Genomic DNA, 22,696 nt, shown 5'->3' with positions numbered 1-22,696 from the left:
ATTAGAATGGTATTCCAGTTTACCGATGAAAACCGTAGGAAGTTTTTAAGAAAAGAGCACGATACTATTATTATTTCGGGTTTTTAGACTAGGTATGAAAAACAACAATCTATGCGAAAACAGCCAATAACAAAAACAGTAGAACCCACTTAATCCTACTGTTTGATTGAATACAATTATTGTTGTTAAAAAATTATTCTTTTACTTTCAGTAATCTTAAACTGTTTAGCGTAACGATTAATGTGGCTCCCATATCAGCGAATACGGCTATCCATAATGTTAACCATCCGGGAATAACTAGGAGTAAAGCCACAGCTTTAATGGCTAACGCGAAAGTAATATTTTGTTTTATAATTGCTAATGCCTTTCGGCTTAATTTAATGGTATATGGCAATTTGCTTAAATCATCAGACATAAGGACAATATCAGCTGTTTCAAGTGCCGTATCCGTTCCTGCACCACCCATTACGACACCAACAGTTGAAGCGGCAAGTGCTGGTGCATCATTAACTCCATCTCCAACCATCGCCACACTATGATGCTTTGCCCTAAGCTCCTTAATAAAGTTCAGTTTTTCTTCTGGTAGCAAATCAGCCTTTATTTCTGAAACCCCAACTTCAGTTCCTATTGTTTCTGCGGTCCGTTGGTTATCGCCCGTCAGCATAACTGTTTTTTCAATTCCTATTTGATGAAGTTTTTGAATAACCCCTTTTGATGAATCTCTAATTTCATCCGCTACCGCAACTAACAAGAGGAATTCCTTTTCGGTTCCTAACATCACGACTGTTTTTCCTTCTGTTTGCAAACGAATAATTTTTTCTTTCATACTTCTCTCTATTGTTTGAAGTAATTCTTCAAACAGTTTCGGACTTCCCACGTAATACCAATCATGATTTACTTTTACTTTTACACCCTTACCAGTAATAGATTGAAATTCTTCAACAAATTTATCAATAAAATCCAATCCACTCTCTTCAGCTTTTCTTATAACAGCTGATGCTAAGGGATGTTGGGATCCTTTTTCAATGGATGCTAAAATCGTCAAAAGCTCATTTTCATTTCCAACAACAGGAATAATGTCAGTTACAGTAGGAATCCCTTGTGTCAGTGTTCCTGTTTTATCAAAAGCAATAACTCTTAGAGCTCCCGCTTCCTCTAAATAAATACCCCCTTTAATGAGAACACCATTTCTAGCCGCATTTCCTATAGCTGTTACGACGGCAACTGGCGTTGAAATAACCAAGGCACATGGGCAGCCAACCACTAATATAGCTAATCCTTCATATATCCATTTGCTCCATACTCCTCCAAATAACAAAGGAGGGATAATCACAATTAATAGAGCCATGATAACAATCACCGGTGTATAATATTTTGCAAATTGATCCACAAATGCCTGAGAAGGGGCCCGTTCTGCCTGAGCTTCCTCCACCAAATGAATGATTTTCGATAGAGTCGTATCTTCTACCCGTTTTGTTACTTTTACTTCCAATAATCCTTCTTCATTTAATGTCCCAGCAAAGACTTCATCATCAATACTCTTTATTACTGGAACACTTTCTCCAGTAATAGCAGCCTGATTTAACGTAGATGTGCCCTTAATGACGATTCCATCCATCGCTACCTTCTGTCCAGGCTTTACAATCATAAGATCGCCCATTTGAATATCTTCAACACGGACCATTATTTCTTCACTTTCACGACGAATTAACGCTTCTTTTGGAGCAATATCCAGCAACGATTCAATGGATTGACGAGCTTTATCCATTGAATAACGTTCTAGAACTTCACTGACGGCAAAGAGAATGACAACGGTTGCCCCTTCCTTCCACTGCCCAATTACCGCCGCCCCCAAAATGGCAATCGTCATAAGTGTGTTCATATCAAATTGTAATCGAGCTAAATTTTTCAGCCCCTTAATAAACAGTGAATAACCGCCGATCAGGATCGCTACAGCATACCCGATTGTCGGAAGATGATGTCCCTCCCCAATTTGGTATTCTAAAAATCCGCTACTAACAAGGATTAGGGTAGAAAGATATACTTTCACATTTTCTTTTTGCTTCCAGAACGGCTTTTGTTTTACTTTTTTTTCATTTTCGTCCCATAATTTCAAATTTTCGAACGCACCTGCTTTTTCAAGTGCATCAATCGTCGTATTTCCTGTAACCACTATTTTCGAGGCTCCAAAGTTTACCTTCGCATCCAAAACACCATCCAGGTGTTTCACGTTCGTTTCGAACGTTTTTGCACAGCCAGCTCAGGAAAATCCTTGTACCCGGTAAGTTTTTGTTTCATGTTCAGACATTGGCTTTCACCTCTATCCTATGTAGTACAGCAATAGTAATTAACTGTTTAATTTGTTCATCATTTATGGAATAAAACGCCATCTTTCCTTCTTTTCTAAAGTTTACAATCCCTTGTTTATGGAGCGTGCGTAAATGAAAGGAAGTATTTGCAACCGTGGTGCCTATAATATTTGCTATATCACAAACACATAGCTCTTCATCTCTACACAATGCATAGGTTATTTTTGCTCTATTTTCATCAGCGATCGCTTTAAACAATTGGGCAACACTCGAAATATCTATGGTTTGTAATTCACCTTGAATTCGGCTAACTTTGCTCTCATCAAAACAATAAATCTCACAAGTATCCTTTTTGGACATTATCTCACTCCTCATTCAAGCGATTGTTTGAATATTAGTTTACTCTTTTTCAAGGAATAATCAAGTAACTACTTGAATGAATGATATGGAATACAGTTTGAGCGCAATAAAAAAAGCATTACTTGTCGGTTAAGTAATACTTTTTTAACAATTCAATGTAAAATAGGTATAAAAGCCTCTATTTAATCAAAAAGACGACTTAAAATTCATTTTGAATTTTAGCGTCGTCTTTTTTAATGGCTGTTTTCGCATAGATTGTTGTTTTTCGTACCTAGTCTAAAAACCCGAAATAACAATGGTATCGTGCTCTTTCCTTAAAAACTTCCTACGGTTTTTATCGGTAAACTGGAATACCATTCTAATTTAGTTTCAACTAGCAACAAAGTTTAAGAAAAGAGCCTTTTTAATACAGCTATATATTATCTTTGATAAAAACGAATGTTTTACAGTGCCCTAGTTTAATACAGAAATCATCTTTTAAATATTGCCTAGCTTTATTGTAATATATCTTTTACAAAGCTTTATTTTCCCTGCTCGTCATTTCTTTTATCGGTTTAATAGACTTCCTACATACTTTAACAGGTCATTCGCAGAAGTAGAGTTATAACCATGCTTATCAATCAGACGAGCAACGACTTCATTGACTTTTTTTAACTGCTGCTCATCTGGTGTTTTAGATGAAGTTGTAATTTTAACAACATCTTTTAAATCGGCAAAAAGTTTCTTTTGGATAGCTTCACGCAAGCGATCATGTGAATTATAATCAAACCGTTTGCCCTTCCTTGCAAAGGCAGAAATTCGAATAAGCACTTCTTCACGGAATGATTTTTTCGCATTTTCTGAAATGCCAATTTGCTCTTCAATCGAGCGCATAAGCTTTTCATCAGGATTAATTTCTTCCCCTGTTAATGGATCCCGGAGCTTCGCCTTATTGCAATAGGCTTCAACATTATCCAAATAGTTATCCATTAATGTTTTAGCAGACTCTTCGTATGAATAAACAAACGCTTTTTGGACTTCCTTCTTCGCAATCGTATCATACTCTTTACGAGCTAGTGAAATAAAATTCAAATAGCGTTCTCGTAATTCGGCTGTAATCGATGGATGTTGATCAAGTCCGTCTTTTAATGACCGCAATACATCCAATGCATTAATGGACGGTACTTCTTTCCTGATTATTGTGGAGGATATCCGATTAATAACGTAGCGAGGATCAATGCCACTCATTCCTTCATCAGGATATTCTTTTTTAAGTTCACTAACATCCGCTTCATTAAATCCTTCCACATTTTCACCGTCATAAAGGCGCATTTTTTTCACTAAATCAATATCACCTTTTTTCGGTTCTTTTAAGCGAGTTAGAATCGTAAACATCGCAGCCACTTTTAAGGTGTGCGGAGCAATGTGTACATCGGCCACATCACTTTCATTGATCATTTTTTCATATATCTTTTCTTCTTGAGAAGCCTTTAAGTTATAAGGAATCGGCATTACAATAATTCTTGAATGCAGTGCCTCATTTTTTTTATTCGAAATAAATGACCGATACTCCGTTTCATTCGTATGAGCAACGATTAATTCATCCGCAGAAATCAATGCGAATCGCCCTGCTTTGAAATTCCCCTCTTGTGTCAATGACAACAAATGCCACAAAAATTTCTCATCACATTTCAACATTTCTTGGAATTCCATCATCCCACGATTGGCTTTATTTAATTCACCATCAAATCGGTATGCCCTTGGGTCAGATTCTGAACCATATTCAGCAATTGTGGAAAAGTCAATACTGCCTGTCAAATCGGCAATGTCCTGGGATTTTGGATCTGATGGACTAAATGTTCCAATCCCAGTTCGTTTGTCTTCCGAGAAAAAGATCCTTTCAACTATAACATCTTCAATCTTCCCACCATACTCCTGTTCAAGACGCATCATGTTTAAGGGAGATAAGTTTCCTTCAATCCGAATGCCATATTCCTTATTAAAATCGTCTCGCAAAAACTGTGGGATTAAATGAAGTGGATCCTCGTGCATCGGGCATCCTTTAATTGCAAAAATAGATCCTTTGTCTGTCCGTGAATATTCTTCAAGACCCCTTTTCAGCATGGTAACTAGCGTGGATTTCCCCCCACTTACAGGGCCCATTAATAGTAAAATACGCTTTCTCACATCAAGCCTTTTGGCAGCAGGATGGAAGTATTCCTCTACAAGTCTTTCAAGAGCTTCTTCTAATCCAAATAATTGATGACTAAAAAATTTGTATCTTCTAACCCCTTTTTCCTCTTCAATCTCAGCATCCTTGATCATATTATAAACTCGAGAATGGGCAGATTGGGCTACCCAGGGCTTTTCCTTCAGCATAAGTAAATATTCCTTAAACGTTCCTTCCCATCGAAGTTTTTCCTCTTCATCACGGTATTTCTCAATTTTTTTTAAAATATCCATTTAGTCCTCCCCCTGTATCGTTATCAGAGATGATTTATATACTCTATGCTTTTGGACAATTGAACATTCATATCGAAAAAACAAACTGTCTTTCTTTTTACCCCCAACTGTGCAAATCTTCACTTTTCATTTTAAAATGTTAGGCTATAATAAATGTAGAAATGGGAAAACAACCTAAATCTGATGGTAAAAGGGGCTACATAAATATGAATACATTTTTTGTAATTTTAGTTATAATCGCATTTTTAGCAGCTATCTTCACGTCCGGTTACAATGATAAACCTGGTTCTACAAAGTAAAAAAAGACTGCCAATTGGCAGTCTTTTTCTATAGGCATAATATATTATATTTTTTCACTGAAGATCCATTTTGCTTTTTTGCACAAATTCTTTCATATACATTCTTGTTTGTTTTTCAAGCATTTTTGCCATCTGGTCCGTCCAACGATCATTGCGTACACTATTTGTTCTTTTTTCATAATAGCTTGAAATAAGGTTATCATAATCTTGAAGCTGCTTTACATAAACCTCTCTATTTTGTTCATACTGATCCTCATGATAAATGTGCTCAAGTGGCAACCTTGGTTTTTGGTCCGTTATTTTTGTAGGGTATCCAATTGCCATTCCGAAAAGAGGAATAACCCTTTCAGGAGTTTTCAATAGATCTTTTACCCCTTCAAGGTTATTACGAATCCCACCAATATAGCAAATTCCCAACCCCATCGATTCAGCAGCTATCGCAGCGTTTTGTGCTGCAAGTGATGCATCAATCAGAGATACCATGAATTTTTCTGTGCTTTCGATTGTTGGAATCACATTTTTACCTTCTCTTTCACCAATTATTTCATGACGATGAAGATCAGCACAAAAGACCAGGAAATGCCCATTATTTTCTACATAACCCTGATTTCCAGCAAGCTCAGCTAACTTTCTCTTTTTTTCTTTATCCTTGATTCCAATAATCGAATAGGCTTGAATATAGCTTGATGTTGATGCTGACTGTGCACAGGAAATAATAGTACTAATTTGTTCATCAGTTAACAGCTTATCCTCAAAATGGCGAATCGAACGGTGATTGAGTATGTTTGTTATTACATCATTCATAATATTCTTCCTTTCACATTAGAAAAAAGAGACCATTCTGGTCCCTTTTCACTTAATTAAATTTGGATAGTTTTGCTGCCTCAATGCCTCGTAGATAAGTATGGCAGCTGTATTGGATAGATTCAGAGAACGAATATTTTCATTCATCGGAATCCGAAGGCTTACATCCTTATTTTTTTCAATAACATCCTTTGGAAGTCCTGTTGTTTCACGACCAAAGATAAAGAAATAATCTTTATTCACAACACTATAGTCAAAGGAAGTAAACGGCTTTTGACCAAACTTTGTTATATAGAAAAATTCACCGCCTGAATTTTTTTCATAAAACTCATCTAATGAGTCATAGTAAACAATCTTTACAAATTGCCAGTAATCCAAACCAGCCCTTTTCAACATTTTATCATCCGTTGAAAAACCTAATGGTCGAATTAAATGTAAAATAGTATCTGTTCCTGCACAAGTCCGTGCGATATTTCCTGTATTTGCTGGAATTTGTGGTTGATATAAAACGATATGTATTGCCACGTATTTTCACCTCATATAAAAACTCTACCTGATATTATACCACTCAATGGCAACCAGGCAAAAATGATTACCTTCCATCATTAATGGTAAAAAACTTATACTTAATTTTCGGGGTGTAGGCTGTTGAATCTTCATACGCCCAATACCGCATTCGACTATTGTATGTATGGGCATTTACTAGCGGCATACCAAGTGGATCCTTACCTGTTACAACTGTATTATGATTATAACGGCCGTCCCCTTCAAAATCATAGCAAATGACATCACCTAATAACAATTGATCAGGGCTCTTCACTTCCCTTGCCTTTAAAGCATTTTGTGGATTTGCTAGAAACAGTCTTAAGGAATTTGCTACAGCCCAGCTGTAACTCCAATTATTATTTCGGAGCCACCAACCTCTTCCCCGATTCGGAAAACCATTCATCGGAGCACCCCCCGTGTGTAAACATTGGGAAATAAAATTGGTACAATCCACTTCAAACTTTTTGTAGGCGGGGTTATAGCTATTCCACCAGTTCTCAGCATATTGTACAACTTTTAAACGGTTGTATTCATAGCTAAGTCGCTGACCTCCCTCCTCAATAGGAATTAGGGCACCATCAACCTCTTGATGGTCTTGATATTCAAAAGGCACTATTTCCTCGTCAGAAATCAAGGTGTTTTTATAGAATTTAGCTTCTCTCCATTCCACTTCTTCTTCCATATAAAGTTTATCATTTTGTTTTATTAAAAATTGGAAATGAGCCTGGTACTTAGCTATCTTAAGGTCCTCTTTAACCATGTTGTCAATTATTCTCCCTGTTGCCTTCACTTTAACAATCTCAGCGGATCTTTTCGCACAAGCTTCCTTTTTCTTTTCTGCCTTTGGGTACATTGAATTCATTTTCCTTGAATCAGATACATACTGGTTGACTCTCTCTTCAAATAAATCCTGTAGTTGTTTTTGCATCCTTTTCACCCCTTTCTTTCCATACATATGTAGAGAAAAGGATTTTGAATCAAAAAAAATAAAGGAGTGTTGTTCACTCCTTTATTAAGAAAACGCTTCGAATGGCGAGCCCCTTATATAAGTTCTACTTAGCTAAAAAATTTTAATCCCTTTTCAATTTCCAGTTGGACCTCTAAATCGATTTCTTTCTCCTTAGCCTCTTTAAGTGCAGCTAGTGCTCTCTCGCCACCAATTTTCCCAAGTGCCCATGCTACAGTTCCTCTGATTACAGGCCTTGAATCACTCTTCATTACATCAATTAACTGTGGTACTGCCGTTTCATCTTTAAAATGAGCAAGGGCAATAATAGCATTTCGTTGAATTGGCTTTTTCCCTCGCCAAGAACCAGCAAGGTTTCCGAACCTCTCCTTAAATTCTCGATTGCTCATTTTTAAAATCGGAATTAATAATGGTTTAACTACTTCTGGGTCTGGCTCAATTTCGTGATGAAAATGAAAATCCTTCCCTTTGTTGACGGGACAGGCTGTTTGACATGAATCACATCCATATATTCTGTTCCCGATCTTATCCCTAAATTCATCAGGGACAAAGCCTTTTGTTTGTGTTAAAAAACCAATACAACGCTGCGCATTAATCTGTCCTCCTTGCACCAATGCTCCAGTTGGACATGCATCCAAACATTTAGTGCAAGATCCACATTGATCCTCCATAGGGGTATCAGGTGCAAACGGAATACTTGTAATCATCTCACCTAGATATACATATGATCCAAACTCAGGAGTAATAATTGAACAGTTTTTTCCGCTCCACCCAATACCTGCTCTTTCTGCTACAGCCCGGTCAGAAAGTTCCCCCGTGTCCACCATTGATTTTAACCGTGCACCTGGAACCTTAGCTGAAATAAAATCCTCAAGCTTTTTTAACCGATCCCTAATAATGGTGTGATAGTCCATACCCCATGATGCTCTGCAAAAAATTCCTCTTCTTTCACCATTTTTGCTTTCAACACGGATTTTCATCTTTGATGGGTATGCAACCGCAATAGATATAATTGAACGTGGCTCTTCTAAAAGTAATGAAGGTGTCACACGCTTATCAATGTCTGGTTCTTCAAACCCTGATTGAAAATTTAGTTCTTGCTGTCGAATTAATCTATTTTTAAGTTCATCAAAAGTATTGGCTGTTGTAAAGCCAATTTTATCGATTCCAATTTGTTTACTATAGGCAATGACTTCTTGTTTGAGCTGCTTTATATCCATCAAAATGCCTCCTTTCTTAAGAAGGATATTATAATTTTTTAGGATCACATTTATATATGATAAACTAAATTCAAGATATTTTGGAGGTGGAAAGGTTGGAAATTCAAATTTCACCAAATCTGGCGAATCTGATTCCAGATTTCAAACTTGGTATTATTGAATACAAGAATATTACTGTCGGTCCTTCGCCGCAAATGTTAATTGGCAGATTGCAAATGCACCAAGAATCCACTTTTTTTGAATTGGAAAATAAAAATGTAACTGACCTACCAGGAATTCAAGAGTGGCGCAAAATCTTCAAGCTAACTGGCAAGGATCCTAATCGTTATCGGCACTCAGCTGAGGCCTTATTTCGGAGAGTCCAAAAACAAAACTTCCTATCATCTGTCCAAAGTGCCATTGATTTAAATAATTTTTTCTCTTTACAATATCAAGTACCTATTGGGATCTATGATTGCGAAAAATTATCTGGACCTGTTACCATCCGTATTGGCCAAGAAAATGAAGAATATCTCGGACTAAATGGCCGTTTGAATTCCTTACACCATTTAATCGTTTCTTCTGATCAACAAGGCCCATTTGGAAGTCCTTTCGTTGATTCTGAAAGATCACCAGTAACGGAGAATACAAAGAACGCCTTGCAAATCATCTATTTAAGACCATCAACAACTCAAGAAAATGCCGAAAGACTTACCGAATCATTAATGAAAATGTTTATACAATTTCACGGCGGGGAAGCTACCTATCATATCCAAGGATGCTAGTAATGCATCTTTTTTTCATTTCCATCCAAAGTTAAGCTAACAACAAAAAAACGCAATACAACGTTCTCTACGAAACGGTACACTGCGTTAGTTATTATGTATGGAGCGGGTGATGGGAATCGAACCCACTACATCAGCTTGGAAGGCTGAGGTTTTACCAGTAAACTACACCCGCATATTGTAAATCAACTCATGAACATATTACATTCTATATTATTAAAGAGCATATGTCAACAAGAAGGTGAAAACCCGTTAACTTTCTAACTATAGAATTCAAATAACCAATCCACAAAAATTGGGATCTTAAAATTTCGTCACTCCTTCTTCTTATACATGTATTTTGGCTACTACCAATGTCACAGAAGACATTGGTAGTAGCATCATTTATCTAAAAAAAGAAGATCGATTCCCGAAGTTACTACCCTTTGTTAGATTCGGTGGGATTCTGTGTGTTTTTTCAAGTACCAATAAATAATCCATTTCTGCAGCTTTTTTTATCTTGTAGAGACATATTATTCCTAATAAAATTTGAACAATTATTAGAAATATGTTCAAACTATTTGGCACTAAACCATCAATGGCAAAGGTAGCCAGGAAGAGCACTAATTGGAGAAGGAATACTCCTTTGGATCGTAAAATAATCGAAAATAGTAAAGTTTCAATTGCAATGATAAATGTAAATGAATGTACATGAAATGGTAATGCAAAAGCAATCGCAAAAGGAACCAAATGCATATTTTGTCACTCCTTTTTCTTAGAAATTTAGTCTCTCTTACGTTCTTGTTCACATCACCTTGTTATGTTAGTTTAAATTAACACTTATACTTGCTAGATGGTATGTGTAAAACGTAATATTCACTTTGTATCTCTATTATCTAATAAATATCCCCTCCCTACTTTGATTTAAATCAAGTGAGAGAAAGAGTAGATTAGAAACATGACAGTTACGTTTTAGTTGATATGAAAACTCTACAATAATCCCGTCTTTATAGTTTTTTTAACAAACTTTATACTTTTTTTAAACTTTCTTTCGTTTGTTTTTTTTATTGGTTGCTACAATCCTTCATGTAAGCAAAATAAAAACTATAATGGAGGAAAGACGATGAATAAAATCAAAGCAATATATGATGTAGTGAAAACAATGAAAGAGAAAAAAGAAAGAGAAGGTGTCCTTCAAGTTAAAGTAGAAAAAGATGGACAGCAAGTTTTGAAGTTCAGTAACGAATTTCAACACAGCGGGGATGGAAATACAAAATGTCACCTGCAATCAGAATGGAATTGTGACGGAAATGAAGGTAAGCATGAAAGTACAACCGAATTTAAAAGAGATCACGAACATGGATGCCCATTTCATAGAGGATTTAGACATGGCAGACATAATGAACACTTTGGGCATGGACATATTCATGGATTCAAGAGTAAAGCTGATATCCTTTTATGCTTCCTCCGACTATTAAATGACTTGAAAGCAGAAGAGCAAGGGGAAAAAACCATATTCTCACTTGAACTTGATGAAGCAGTTGCGAAAATGAAAGAGAGAATGAAAGAAAGAATGCAGAGCAACTGTGAAAATGGCCCGTTCCTTGGTAAAGACTCTGGCCATCACCATCCACTAAAGGGTAAACTAATGAAAGAAATGATGTTGATGGAAAAACCTCATATTTTAGCGAACATCGTTACAAATAAAAATAAAGAAGTAGAAAAAGTATCCATCACCATTCAAGGAAGCTACGAAAATGATGGCTTACACGAAACGAACGCAACAGTAGAAGTTAATTTCACCAAATAAAGAATGGATCGCAAAAACGAAATTGTCCCAGCGGCGATTTTGTTTTTGCTCTGTACTTTTGTATATAAAGGAGGCATTTTTATGAAACGTAAAAATCGAAGGTGGCATAGGCATGACCATCTGCATAACCATAACCCCTATAGGCATGAGGTTCATGAAATCCAAGCCAACTTTCATAAAAATGCCAGGAAATTCCGCCACGCCAGAATGGTCCTTCTATTGATCCCACTAATTACTTTTTATTTGTTGTATCAATTCGTTGAAGTAAAGATTATTTTCATTCTTCTCCTGGTATTTACCATCATGAGGGAAATAGGAACATTTATTTTTCATACCCGCTTGGAAAAACAAATTTTACAGCCGATTGATACATTGATTCTTGGTGTAGAAGAAATTGCAAACGGAAATTACTACACGGAAATTACCCATCCAACCAAAAATAAAATACAAGCATTGATTACATCCTTTAATCATATGGCAAAGAAATTAAAAAAAGGCGAAGAAATGCAAAAGGAATATGAGGAAAACCGCAAGCTATTAATTGCCAATATCTCTCATGATCTAAAAACGCCGATTACCTCTATTCAAGGATATATGGAAGCGATCATTGATGGCGTTGTGCCCGAAGATAAAATGGACTCATACTTCAAAATTATCTATAGTAATAGCCAATATATGAACAAGCTCATCGATGATCTCTTTTTATTTTCAAAAATTGATATGGATAAACTGGATTATCATTTTGAGGAGGTTTCCATTGGAGGCTATACTTCAGATTTGATGGAGGAATTTTCTTTTGAATTTAAAGAGAACGGCCTTACTTTCAACTATTTGAATAAACTTGAGAAAGACTATTTAGTCAAGATTGATCGTAAAAGAATTCATCAGGCGATTCAGAATATCATTGGAAATGCCCAAAAACATGGAGATGAAAATGATTTAGCATTAAAATGCGAATTATATAAAGAGCATGATGTCATTAAGCTAAGTATAAAAGATAATGGTTCAGGGATTCCAAGTGACAAACTGCCCTATATTTTCAACCGGTTTTATCGTATCGAAAAAGAACGAACCAAAAATCTGATGAGTACGGGACTGGGTCTATCCATTTCAAAGGAGCTGGTCAAAGCACATGGCGGCGATATTACCGTTAACAGTATCGTAGGCGAGGGAAGTTGTTTTACAATTATCCTGCCCATTTTTTCAAGGGAAGGTGAAAAAAACGAATGAAGCATATTTTGATTATTGAAGATGATGCAAACATTGCAGAATTAGAGCGGGATTATCTTCAATTGAATGGCTATCATGTCACCATTATTGCTGATGGTTTGATTGGGCTGCAGCATGCAACCTCTGGAACATATGATATCATTATTGTCGATTTAATGTTGCCAAATAAAGATGGATTCGAAATCTTAAAGGCTGTCCGAGGCAAAAGTGAAATCCCTGTCATCATTGTTTCTGCAAAAACAGATGATATTGATAAAATTAGAGGCTTAGGGTACGGTGCTGATGATTATTTAACGAAGCCCTTTAGTCCGTCTGAGCTTGTTGCAAGGGTAAAATCTCATATTAATCGGTACGAGCGATTAATGGGGAAAAATACTACAATTGAAATTATTTCGCACAAAGGACTTGAAGTCAACACTGCTTCACATCAAGTTTTTGTAAATGGAAAAGAAGTATCATTTACCGCCAAAGAATATGAATTACTCGTCTTTCTCATATCTCATCCCAATATCGTGTTTAGTAAAGATCATCTTTTCACCACCATTTGGAAAGAAGAACACTTTGGAGATACGGCCACAGTGTCTGTCCACATTCAAAAAATTCGTAAAAAAATTGAAAAAAACCCCTCCACTCCACAATATATTGAAACCATTTGGGGTGCAGGGTATAGATTTAATGTGTAAGTGAATCTTTGCATTGCAACCAGGGAAGGGAATAACCTTCCCTTCCCTTCCTCTACTTTCCACCGTCCATGAAGGTTACCTATAACCCAACACCATTCTTTTTACAATTTTTTACTTATGTTATTTACCCTTCTCACCAACATGATATAATAATGAGTATGTCTATAAGATTATAACAAGGGTGGATCAACATGAAATATTCTGGCAGAATCGTAGGAAGTTTAGGCTTATTTTTATTACACTCCGTTTATATCTTTTACTATTATTTTCGTGATAACTCAGTCGAGCCGCTTGATCTCTACTCGTACCCATTCTTAGTCTTTTTTGGATATTGGGCAGGTAAACAGTATGATAAAGTAAGATTTTATTCTGAGAAAGATGAACTTACAGGTATTTACAATCGCAGATTTGTAATGAATACATATGATAAGATTTTTTCTTTTGCAGAGAGAGCTAATAGCAAATTATTTATATTAGTAGTTGATTGTGATAGCTTTAAAACAATCAATGACACATATGGTCATCATAAGGGTGACATGGTTCTAATTAAGATCAGTGAATTACTTGTTGAATCTACTAGAAAGAGTGACATTGTTGCTCGTTGGGGCGGTGACGAATTTCTGGTCATTGGACACTATAATGGAGAGGCAGGCTTAGAAACTGTCCTAAATAGACTGGAAAAGAAACTGGAAAACCTCTCAGATCAAGTAAAAATACCTGTTAAGGCATCCATCGGTTCAGCTATCTATCCAAATGATAGTATGGATTTGTTTGAGTTATTAAAGAAAGCTGATGGTCAAATGTATAATTGTAAGGCATCAAAAAGTATTTTTTAATACATACTCCTTAAAATGAAATGTATATCACATAAAGAAACATTAAAAACCCATAATTAACATCAGTTTTGTTTACTTTTTGGGTGCTATCTTTACTTGATTCCACTTACGATATCCTTGTTATTTATTTAATAAAAATGATAGCCAGAATGAGCAATTCTGCCATCAAGCTTTAGTACTTTTTTCTATTCACATATCAATCTTCTATATATAACTTACTATGTTAAGTAAAAAGGCAATCTATCAATCAAGTTAGAATCTTTATGTTTCCTTAGTGAGTAAATGATTGTTAAAATTGGAAAAGGGTTATAATGATTTAAGAATTTGTATTCTTGCCACATCTTGCAACAAAGTTTGAATGCTATGGTAGCAAGGATTATTAAAATCAGATCCATCTAAGTAGGCAGTTCCTTTTATCTTTTAAATAGGACAGGCCGCCAACCATTAAATCTTACCAACTTGATTCCACAGCTTCCCTTCCCGCTTTAACATAAATACTCAGTAATTTTTACTAGAAGAAATCAGAATAAGAGAAACATTTTAATATATATGATAGAAATATGAGAGGAGTGTTCGGGGTACGACAAAAAAGAGACCTCACATAATGTGAGATCTCTTTTTACTAAAGGCTTTTTCCGGCCTTAATCGATACCGGTGGTCGGGGTCGAACCGACACTGGTTACCCAACACGATTTTGAGTCGTGCGCGTCTGCCAATTCCGCCACACCGGCGTAATAAAATTAATTTGTAAAGCAGTGCCGAGAACCGGAATCGAACCGGTACGGTAGTCACCTACCGCAGGATTTTAAGTCCTGTGCGTCTGCCAGTTCCGCCACCCCGGCAAATTATAAATAGCAATTAATTTCATTAATATAAAAATTTATGGAGGCGGCAACCGGATTCGAACCGGTGAATAAAGGTTTTGCAGACCTTTGCCTTACCACTTGGCCATGCCGCCATAAGAGTTGGAGCGGAAGACGGGATTCGAACCCGCGACCCCCACCTTGGCAAGGTGATGTTCTACCACTGAACTACTTCCGCAAATAGGCTGGGCTAGCTGGATTTGAACCAACGCATGTCGCAGTCAAAGTGCGATGCCTTACCGCTTGGCTATAGCCCAATGATACAATATTTTTTTGAAATTCTCAATAGAAAATGGGGCGACTGATGGGAATCGAACCCACGAATGCCTGAACCACAATCAGGTGCGTTAACCACTTCGCCACAATCGCCATAATTATTATAAAAAATTGGCAGGGGTAGTAGGAATTGAACCCACACCAAAGGTTTTGGAGACCTTCGTTCTACCTTTAAACTATACCCCTATAAAATGGTGGAGGGGGACGGATTCGAACCGCCGAACCCGGAGGGAGCGGATTTACAGTCCGCCGCGTTTAGCCACTTCGCTACCCCTCCACATATAAAATTTTTCTTAAGTCAGCTTAAGGTGCCGACGAGAGGAATTGAACCCCCAACCTACTGATTACGATTCAGTTGCTCTACCAATTGAGCTACATCGGCTCATATATTAATTAAACAATAAATTTCAAGATAAAAGGTGGCTCGGGACGGAATCGAACCGCCGACACAAGGATTTTCAGTCCTTTGCTCTACCGACTGAGCTACCGAGCCAAACTTTAAATATAAATGGCGGTCCGGACGGGACTCGAACCCGCGACCTCCTGCGTGACAGGCAGGCATTCTAACCAACTGAACTACCGGACCAAATTGCGGGGCAGGATTTGAACCTGCGACCTTCGGGTTATGAGCCCGACGAGCTGCCAGACTGCTCCACCCCGCGACAATGAGAATGATTAAGTTTAAAAAGTAAAACTAATATGGTGGAGGATGACGGGATCGAACCGCCGACCCTCTGCTTGTAAGGCAGATGCTCTCCCAGCTGAGCTAATCCTCCATAATGGTGACCCCTACGGGACTCGAACCCGTGTTACCTCCGTGAAAGGGAGGTGTCTTAACCACTTGACCAAGGGGCCAAAATACTAAATGGCGGAGAGCAAGGGATTTGAACCCTTGAGACAGGGTTACCCGCCTACACGATTTCCAATCGTGCTCCTTCGGCCACTCGGACAGCTCTCCATAAATGGCTCCGCAGGTAGGACTCGAACCTACGACCGATCGGTTAACAGCCGATAGCTCTACCACTGAGCTACTGCGGAACAATACAAGCCTGGCAACGTCCTACTCTCACAGGGACAAAGTCCCAACTACCATCGGCGCAAAGAAGCTTAACTTCCGTGTTCGGTATGGGAACGGGTGTGACCTTCTTGCCATAATTACCAGACTATTTTCATCAGACATATATTATTATAATGCCTTTTTGCAATTTTGCAAGAGAAAATTTTCATTCCCTCAAAACTAGATAATCTTAGAAGAAGTATTAAGAACGAGATCGCTTTAAAAATGGTTAAGTCCTCGATCGATTAGTATCAGTCAGCTCCACATGTTGCCACGCTTCCACCTCTGACCTATCAACCTGATCATCTTTCAGGGATCTTACTAGCTTGACGCTATGGGAAATCTCATCTTGAGGGGGGCTTCATGCTTAGATGCTTTCAGCACTTATCCCGTCCGCACATAGCTACCCAGCGATGCCTTTGGCAAGACAACTGGTACACCAGCGGTGCGTCCATCCCGGTCCTCTCGTACTAAGGACAGCTCCTCTCAAATTTCCTGCGCCCACGACGGATAGGGACCGAACTGTCTCACGACGTTCTGAACCCAGCTCGCGTACCGCTTTAATGGGCGAACAGCCCAACCCTTGGGACCGACTACAGCCCCAGGATGCGATGAGCCGACATCGAGGTGCCAAACCTCCCCGTCGATGTGGACTCTTGGGGAGATAAGCCTGTTATCCCCGGGTAGCTTTTATCCGTTGAGCGATGGCCCTTCCATGCGGAACCACCGGATCACTAAGCCCGACTTTCGTCCCTGCTCGACTTGTAGGTCTCGCAGTCAAGCTCCCTTGTGCCTTTACACTCTGCGAATGATTTCCAACCATTCTGAGGGAACCTTTGGGCGCCTCCGTTACTCTTTAGGAGGCGACCGCCCCAGTCAAACTGCCCACCTGACACTGTCTCCCACCCAGATATGTGGGTGTGGGTTAGAATTTCAATACAGCCAGGGTAGTATCCCACCGACGCCTCCACCGAAGCTAGCGCTCCGGCTTCTCAGGCTCCTACCTATCCTGTACAAGCTGTACCAAAATTCAATATCAGGCTACAGTAAAGCTCCACGGGGTCTTTCCGTCCTGTCGCGGGTAACCTGCATCTTCACAGGTACTATAATTTCACCGAGTCTCTCGTTGAGACAGTGCCCAGATCGTTACGCCTTTCGTGCGGGTCGGAACTTACCCGACAAGGAATTTCGCTACCTTAGGACCGTTATAGTTACGGCCGCCGTTTACTGGGGCTTCAATTCAGAGCTTCGCTTGCGCTAACCCCTCCTTTTAACCTTCCAGCACCGGGCAGGCGTCAGCCCCTATACTTCGCCTTGCGGCTTCGCAGAGACCTGTGTTTTTGCTAAACAGTCGCCTGGGCCTATTCACTGCGGCTCTTCGAGGCTATTCACCCCAAAGAGCACCCCTTCTCCCGAAGTTACGGGGTCATTTTGCCGAGTTCCTTAACGAGAGTTCTCTCGCTCACCTTAGGATTCTCTCCTCGCCTACCTGTGTCGGTTTGCGGTACGGGCACCATTTATCTCGCTAGAGGCTTTTCTTGGCAGTGTGGAATCAGGAACTTCGGTACTAAATTTCCCTCGCTATCACAGCTCAGCCTTCACGTCAGCGGGATTTGCCTCACTGACAGCCTAACTGCTTAGACGCGCATATCCAACAGCGCGCTTACCCTATCCTTCTGCGTCCCCCCATTGCTCAAACGATAAAGAGGTGGTACAGGAATATCAACCTGTTATCCATCGCCTACGCCTTTCGGCCTCGGCTTAGGTCCCGACTAACCCTGAGCGGACGAGCCTTCCTCAGGAAACCTTGGGCATTCGGTGGATGAGATTCTCACTCATCTTTCGCTACTCATACCGGCATTCTCACTTCTAAGCGCTCCACTAGTCCTTACGATCTAGCTTCAACGCCCTTAGAACGCTCTCCTACCATTGACATCTAAGATGTCAATCCACAGCTTCGGTGATACGTTTAGCCCCGGTACATTTTCGGCGCAGAGTCACTCGACCAGTGAGCTATTACGCACTCTTTAAATGGTGGCTGCTTCTGAGCCAACATCCTGGTTGTCTAAGCAACTCCACATCCTTTTCCACTTAACGTATACTTTGGGACCTTAGCTGGTGGTCTGGGCTGTTTCCCTCTTGACTACGGATCTTATCACTCGCAGTCTGACTCCCACGGATAAGTCTTTGGCATTCGGAGTTTGTCTGAATTCGGTAACCCGATGAGGGCCCCTAGTCCAAACAGTGCTCTACCTCCAAGACTCTTACTACGTGAGGCTAGCCCTAAAGCTATTTCGGAGAGAACCAGCTATCTCCAAGTTCGATTGGAATTTCTCCGCTACCCACACCTCATCCCCGCACTTTTCAACGTGCGTGGGTTCGGGCCTCCATCCAGTGTTACCTGGACTTCACCCTGGACATGGGTAGATCACCTGGTTTCGGGTCTACGACCACATACTCATTCGCCCTATTCAGACTCGCTTTCGCTGCGGCTCCGTCTTTTCAACTTAACCTTGCATGTAATCGTAACTCGCCGGTTCATTCTACAAAAGGCACGCCATTACCCATTAATGGGCTTTGACTACTTGTAGGCACACGGTTTCAGGAACTATTTCACTCCCCTTCCGGGGTGCTTTTCACCTTTCCCTCACGGTACTGGTTCACTATCGGTCACTAGGGAGTATTTAGCCTTGGGAGATGGTCCTCCCTGCTTCCGACCGGATTTCACGTGTCCGGCCGTACTCAGGATCCACTCAGGAGGGAACGAAGTTTCAACTACAGGGCTTTTACCTTCTACGGCTGACCTTTCCAGGTCGCTTCATTTACCCCGTTCCTTTGTAACTCCATGTTGAGTGTCCTACAACCCCAAGAGGCAAGCCTCTTGGTTTGGGCTATTTCCCGTTTCGCTCGCCGCTACTCAGGGAATCGCGTTTGCTTTCTCTTCCTCCGGGTACTTAGATGTTTCAGTTCCCCGGGTCTACCTTCAATACCCTATGTATTCAGGTAAAGATACTGCTCCATTACGAACAGTGGGTTCCCCCATTCGGAAATCTCCGGATCAAAGCTTACTTACAGCTCCCCGAAGCATATCGGTGTTAGTCCCGTCCTTCATCGGCTCCTAGTGCCAAGGCATTCACCGTGCGCCCTTTCTAACTTAACCTATAGACAAATGATCAGTAATGAATTTCTTCATCAGCTGGTTTGTCTTACTACTCTTATAAATAAGAGAGAAAACTAAAATGGCGATTACTCGGTTCTTACTTTGACTTCTTCTTACGATTATCTAGTTTTCAAGGAACAATACTTCATCTTGCCTTGCGATAATGACTACTCGCAGAGACAAAAAAATAAAGCTTCGAGGAATTACTCCCTCAAAACTAAACAAACAAGAAACGTCAGAGCAAACATTTTATATCTGACCCAAAGTCAGAATATATTCCTTAGAAAGGAGGTGATCCAGCCGCACCTTCCGATACGGCTACCTTGTTACGACTTCACCCCAATCATCTGTCCCACCTTAGGCGGCTGGCTCCTTACGGTTACCCCACCGACTTCGGGTGTTACAAACTCTCGTGGTGTGACGGGCGGTGTGTACAAGGCCCGGGAACGTATTCACCGCGGCATGCTGATCCGCGATTACTAGCGATTCCAGCTTCATGTAGGCGAGTTGCAGCCTACAATCCGAACTGAGAATGGTTTTATGGGATTCGCTTAACCTCGCGGTTTTGCAGCCCTTTGTACCATCCATTGTAGCACGTGTGTAGCCCAGGTCATAAGGGGCATGATGATTTGACGTCATCCCCACCTTCCTCCGGTTTGTCACCGGCAGTCACCTTAGAGTGCCCAACTGAATGCTGGCAACTAAGATCAAGGGTTGCGCTCGTTGCGGGACTTAACCCAACATCTCACGACACGAGCTGACGACAACCATGCACCACCTGTCACTCTGTCCCCCGAAGGGGAAAGCCCTATCTCTAGGGTTGTCAGAGGATGTCAAGACCTGGTAAGGTTCTTCGCGTTGCTTCGAATTAAACCACATGCTCCACCGCTTGTGCGGGCCCCCGTCAATTCCTTTGAGTTTCAGCCTTGCGGCCGTACTCCCCAGGCGGAGTGCTTAATGCGTTAGCTGCAGCACTAAAGGGCGGAAACCCTCTAACACTTAGCACTCATCGTTTACGGCGTGGACTACCAGGGTATCTAATCCTGTTTGCTCCCCACGCTTTCGCGCCTCAGCGTCAGTTACAGACCAGAAAGTCGCCTTCGCCACTGGTGTTCCTCCACATCTCTACGCATTTCACCGCTACACGTGGAATTCCACTTTCCTCTTCTGTACTCAAGTCCCCAGTTTCCAATGACCCTCCACGGTTGAGCCGTGGGCTTTCACATCAGACTTAAAGGACCGCCTGCGCGCGCTTTACGCCCAATAATTCCGGACAACGCTTGCCACCTACGTATTACCGCGGCTGCTGGCACGTAGTTAGCCGTGGCTTTCTGGTTAGGTACCGTCAAGGTACCGGCAGTTACTCCGGTACTTGTTCTTCCCTAACAACAGAACTTTACGACCCGAAGGCCTTCATCGTTCACGCGGCGTTGCTCCGTCAGACTTTCGTCCATTGCGGAAGATTCCCTACTGCTGCCTCCCGTAGGAGTCTGGGCCGTGTCTCAGTCCCAGTGTGGCCGATCACCCTCTCAGGTCGGCTACGCATCGTCGCCTTGGTGAGCCGTTACCTCACCAACTAGCTAATGCGCCGCGGGCCCATCTGTAAGTGACAGCCGAAACCGTCTTTCAGCTTTCCCTCATGTGAGGAAAAGGATTATCCGGTATTAGCTCCGGTTTCCCGAAGTTATCCCAGTCTTACAGGCAGGTTGCCCACGTGTTACTCACCCGTCCGCCGCTAATTTTCAGGAGCAAGCTCCTAAAAATTCGCTCGACTTGCATGTATTAGGCACGCCGCCAGCGTTCGTCCTGAGCCAGGATCAAACTCTCCATAAAAGAAAGTATGAGTTTAGCTCATAGTTTACGTTGGCTAGTGTTGCTATAAGCAAACACTATATTTTTGTTTGTTGACGTTTTTGTTTGTTTAGTTTTCAAGGAGCTATTTACTCTATCGCTCAGAAGCGACTTTATTAATATAACATGAAGCGTTTCATGTTGTCAATAACTTTTTTTCATAACCGTCACTCGCAATAACTTCAAAAGTATGTTTCGCAGCGACGGTTATTAATATACCAAGTATTTTAAAAAAGGTCAATACGTTTTTATGTTTTTTTAAAATAATTTTTCAATTACCCTATAATTCCGATGAAGGATTCCATGACCTTTTGTTTCAACATTAACAACTTCGACTAAACGTTTTTCTATTAAATAACCAAGAAAAATTTCTAAGTCCAGTGAATAAGGAAGTAATTCCTTTTCGTTCATAATATCATTAATCTGCCAAACATCCTTAGCATTTAGTACATCCAATATATGTGCAGCACCTAGATGGATTTTAGAATGGATCATAAATTCACTTGCTAAGAACAATAACTCAAGTCTCTTTTCTAGAGTTTCCTCACTATTCACAAGTTCCTCATACAATTTAAAAATTTCAGGTTCTATTTGCTTTACCTGATGCCATACTGTTAGTTCAGGATGAAGGCCGTTTTCAATAACTGCTAATCTTGCTAGGTGATGTAAAGAGTGGACTACATGATTGTATGCATCTAAATATAAATGTTCTTCAAATAATGCTTTTCCATCAACATAACGTCGAACCAATTTTGAAAACTCCAAACCCATTTTGATCTTTCGACCGTAAAAAGGAAACTCCCAAAGCTCTTTTTTTAAATCAGCAATATATTCATTTCGATCAAATAAAACTTTGGACATATCAAGCCATTCAAATAATTTGCGATTAGAACCTAATAATAGCCATTCCTTCAGCTGTGCTTCCGTAATAATATGCATAGCTGCCTTTTTTTCACCAAAACTATAGTGTTTTATAAAAATTGGCTGTTCTGCGTCTTTTACAATAATTAATAAAATTACATCAAATGAATCCGTTATATGGTATGACTTAAGTTTCTTTTCTATTAAAAGTACCCCAAGAGTATTAGCCTGACTTGTCCTCTCTTGATAAATAGATCGAAGAATGTCTTCCATATTTCATTCCCCCTTTTTTAACTGCCTAGTACGATCTAATCCCTAAAGTTCTTTTAGAGAACCTATACAGACTCACAAACAGTCACTGTCATCCGATTAGGAAGAC

General features: G+C 40.0%; 14 protein-coding genes, 17 tRNA genes and 3 rRNA genes. 5 read left to right on the top strand and 29 right to left on the bottom strand.

Annotation, left to right across the window (positions count from 1 at the left end):
- Nucleotides 1–193: 193 nt before the first annotated feature.
- From RCG20_RS14950 to queG, 7 genes are all read right to left on the bottom strand, one after another.
- Nucleotides 194–2,308 (bottom strand): heavy metal translocating P-type ATPase, encoded by a 2,115-nt coding sequence (locus tag RCG20_RS14950; protein WP_308180905.1) that lies wholly within the window; start codon nt 2,306–2,308, stop codon nt 194–196.
- Nucleotides 2,301–2,669, bottom strand: a complete 369-nt coding sequence (locus RCG20_RS14945) for an ArsR/SmtB family transcription factor (protein WP_308180904.1) — start codon at nt 2,667–2,669, stop codon at nt 2,301–2,303. Before RCG20_RS14945 ends, RCG20_RS14950 begins: the two co-directional genes overlap by 8 nt.
- Before the next feature lie 546 nt (nt 2,670–3,215).
- Nucleotides 3,216–5,111: a PrkA family serine protein kinase gene (locus RCG20_RS14940; protein WP_308180903.1), complete on the bottom strand. Its 1,896-nt coding sequence runs from the start codon at nt 5,109–5,111 to the stop codon at nt 3,216–3,218.
- 353 nt (nt 5,112–5,464) lie between these two features.
- The gene (nfsA, locus tag RCG20_RS14935; RefSeq protein WP_308180902.1) at nt 5,465–6,214 is read right to left on the bottom strand and encodes an oxygen-insensitive NADPH nitroreductase; all 750 of its coding nucleotides are present in this window, start codon (nt 6,212–6,214) and stop codon (nt 5,465–5,467) included.
- Nucleotides 6,215–6,262: 48 nt separating this feature from the next.
- Nucleotides 6,263–6,739 carry a tRNA (uridine(34)/cytosine(34)/5-carboxymethylaminomethyluridine(34)-2'-O)-methyltransferase TrmL gene (trmL, locus tag RCG20_RS14930; RefSeq protein ID WP_308180901.1) on the bottom strand — a complete coding sequence of 159 codons (477 nt, stop codon included), beginning with the start codon at nt 6,737–6,739 and terminating at the stop codon, nt 6,263–6,265.
- Between the two features lie 67 nt (nt 6,740–6,806).
- On the bottom strand, nt 6,807–7,688 hold the full coding sequence (locus RCG20_RS14925) for an amidase domain-containing protein (protein WP_308180900.1): 882 nt from the start codon (nt 7,686–7,688) through the stop codon (nt 6,807–6,809).
- Nucleotides 7,689–7,816: 128 nt separating this feature from the next.
- Nucleotides 7,817–8,947, bottom strand: coding sequence for a tRNA epoxyqueuosine(34) reductase QueG (gene queG, locus RCG20_RS14920; RefSeq protein ID WP_308180899.1), 1,131 nt, complete (start codon nt 8,945–8,947; stop codon nt 7,817–7,819).
- 95 nt (nt 8,948–9,042) lie between these two features.
- On the opposite strand from queG, the gene RCG20_RS14915 reads away from it, so the two are divergent.
- Nucleotides 9,043–9,711: a B3/B4 domain-containing protein gene (locus RCG20_RS14915; protein WP_308180898.1), complete on the top strand. Its 669-nt coding sequence runs from the start codon at nt 9,043–9,045 to the stop codon at nt 9,709–9,711.
- Between the two features lie 101 nt (nt 9,712–9,812).
- Here the strand turns inward: RCG20_RS14915 and RCG20_RS14910 are convergent.
- A tRNA-Gly gene (locus RCG20_RS14910) sits at nt 9,813–9,886 on the bottom strand.
- A 209-nt stretch (nt 9,887–10,095) separates the two neighbouring features.
- Nucleotides 10,096–10,446 carry a hypothetical protein gene (locus RCG20_RS14905; protein ID WP_308180897.1) on the bottom strand — a complete coding sequence of 117 codons (351 nt, stop codon included), beginning with the start codon at nt 10,444–10,446 and terminating at the stop codon, nt 10,096–10,098.
- Nucleotides 10,447–10,813: 367 nt separating this feature from the next.
- Here RCG20_RS14905 and RCG20_RS14900 point away from each other — a divergent pair, with 367 nt between their 5' ends.
- From RCG20_RS14900 to RCG20_RS14885, 4 genes are all read left to right on the top strand, one after another.
- A complete protein-coding gene (locus RCG20_RS14900; RefSeq protein WP_308180896.1) occupies nt 10,814–11,500 on the top strand; it encodes a hypothetical protein in 687 nt (228 codons plus the stop codon).
- An 81-nt stretch (nt 11,501–11,581) separates the two neighbouring features.
- Entirely contained in the window at nt 11,582–12,730 is a 1,149-nt protein-coding gene (locus RCG20_RS14895) for a sensor histidine kinase (protein ID WP_308180895.1), read from the top strand.
- Entirely contained in the window at nt 12,727–13,413 is a 687-nt protein-coding gene (locus RCG20_RS14890; protein WP_308180894.1) for a response regulator transcription factor, read from the top strand. Before RCG20_RS14895 ends, RCG20_RS14890 begins: the two co-directional genes overlap by 4 nt.
- 191 nt (nt 13,414–13,604) lie before the next feature.
- Nucleotides 13,605–14,249: a GGDEF domain-containing protein gene (locus RCG20_RS14885; protein ID WP_308180893.1), complete on the top strand. Its 645-nt coding sequence runs from the start codon at nt 13,605–13,607 to the stop codon at nt 14,247–14,249.
- A gap of 649 nt (nt 14,250–14,898) precedes the next feature.
- On the opposite strand, the gene RCG20_RS14880 is transcribed toward RCG20_RS14885, so the two are convergent.
- The 20 genes from RCG20_RS14880 to RCG20_RS14785 all read right to left on the bottom strand — a co-directional run bounded on the left by RCG20_RS14880 (nt 14,899) and on the right by RCG20_RS14785 (nt 22,590).
- Nucleotides 14,899–14,980 (bottom strand) — tRNA-Leu (locus RCG20_RS14880).
- Between the two features lie 25 nt (nt 14,981–15,005).
- A tRNA-Leu gene (locus RCG20_RS14875) sits at nt 15,006–15,091 on the bottom strand.
- Between the two features lie 41 nt (nt 15,092–15,132).
- Nucleotides 15,133–15,207, bottom strand: a tRNA-Cys gene (locus RCG20_RS14870).
- Between the two features lie 8 nt (nt 15,208–15,215).
- A tRNA-Gly gene (locus RCG20_RS14865) sits at nt 15,216–15,290 on the bottom strand.
- A 7-nt stretch (nt 15,291–15,297) separates the two neighbouring features.
- Nucleotides 15,298–15,369, bottom strand: a tRNA-Gln gene (locus RCG20_RS14860).
- 36 nt (nt 15,370–15,405) lie between these two features.
- Nucleotides 15,406–15,481 (bottom strand) — tRNA-His (locus RCG20_RS14855).
- Between the two features lie 19 nt (nt 15,482–15,500).
- Nucleotides 15,501–15,574 (bottom strand) — tRNA-Trp (locus RCG20_RS14850).
- Nucleotides 15,575–15,580: 6 nt separating this feature from the next.
- A tRNA-Tyr gene (locus RCG20_RS14845) sits at nt 15,581–15,665 on the bottom strand.
- 32 nt (nt 15,666–15,697) lie between these two features.
- A tRNA-Thr gene (locus tag RCG20_RS14840) sits at nt 15,698–15,770 on the bottom strand.
- Nucleotides 15,771–15,808: 38 nt separating this feature from the next.
- Nucleotides 15,809–15,881, bottom strand: a tRNA-Phe gene (locus tag RCG20_RS14835).
- Nucleotides 15,882–15,897: 16 nt separating this feature from the next.
- Nucleotides 15,898–15,974: transfer RNA gene (locus RCG20_RS14830), tRNA-Asp, on the bottom strand.
- Between the two features lie 3 nt (nt 15,975–15,977).
- Nucleotides 15,978–16,050, bottom strand: a tRNA-Met gene (locus RCG20_RS14825).
- Nucleotides 16,051–16,088: 38 nt separating this feature from the next.
- Nucleotides 16,089–16,164, bottom strand: a tRNA-Val gene (locus RCG20_RS14820).
- Between the two features lie 4 nt (nt 16,165–16,168).
- A tRNA-Glu gene (locus tag RCG20_RS14815) sits at nt 16,169–16,243 on the bottom strand.
- A gap of 11 nt (nt 16,244–16,254) precedes the next feature.
- A tRNA-Ser gene (locus tag RCG20_RS14810) sits at nt 16,255–16,346 on the bottom strand.
- A 5-nt stretch (nt 16,347–16,351) separates the two neighbouring features.
- Nucleotides 16,352–16,426: transfer RNA gene (locus RCG20_RS14805), tRNA-Asn, on the bottom strand.
- Nucleotides 16,427–16,435: 9 nt separating this feature from the next.
- Nucleotides 16,436–16,551: ribosomal RNA gene (gene rrf / locus RCG20_RS14800) — 5S ribosomal RNA — on the bottom strand.
- Nucleotides 16,552–16,670: 119 nt separating this feature from the next.
- Nucleotides 16,671–19,605: ribosomal RNA gene (locus tag RCG20_RS14795) — 23S ribosomal RNA — on the bottom strand.
- A gap of 284 nt (nt 19,606–19,889) precedes the next feature.
- Nucleotides 19,890–21,438, bottom strand: a 16S ribosomal RNA gene (locus RCG20_RS14790).
- The 16S, 23S and 5S rRNA genes sit together here with 16 tRNA genes alongside, the layout of an rRNA operon.
- Before the next feature lie 276 nt (nt 21,439–21,714).
- Nucleotides 21,715–22,590: a nucleotidyltransferase-like protein gene (locus RCG20_RS14785; RefSeq protein WP_308180892.1), complete on the bottom strand. Its 876-nt coding sequence runs from the start codon at nt 22,588–22,590 to the stop codon at nt 21,715–21,717.
- Nucleotides 22,591–22,696: the final 106 nt, after the last annotated feature.

The sequence above is a fragment of the Neobacillus sp. PS3-40 genome (genome assembly GCF_030915485.1).
GTDB lineage: Bacteria > Bacillota > Bacilli > Bacillales > Cytobacillaceae > JAUZPL01.
This window is presented reverse-complemented; position numbering and strand designations above follow the sequence as displayed.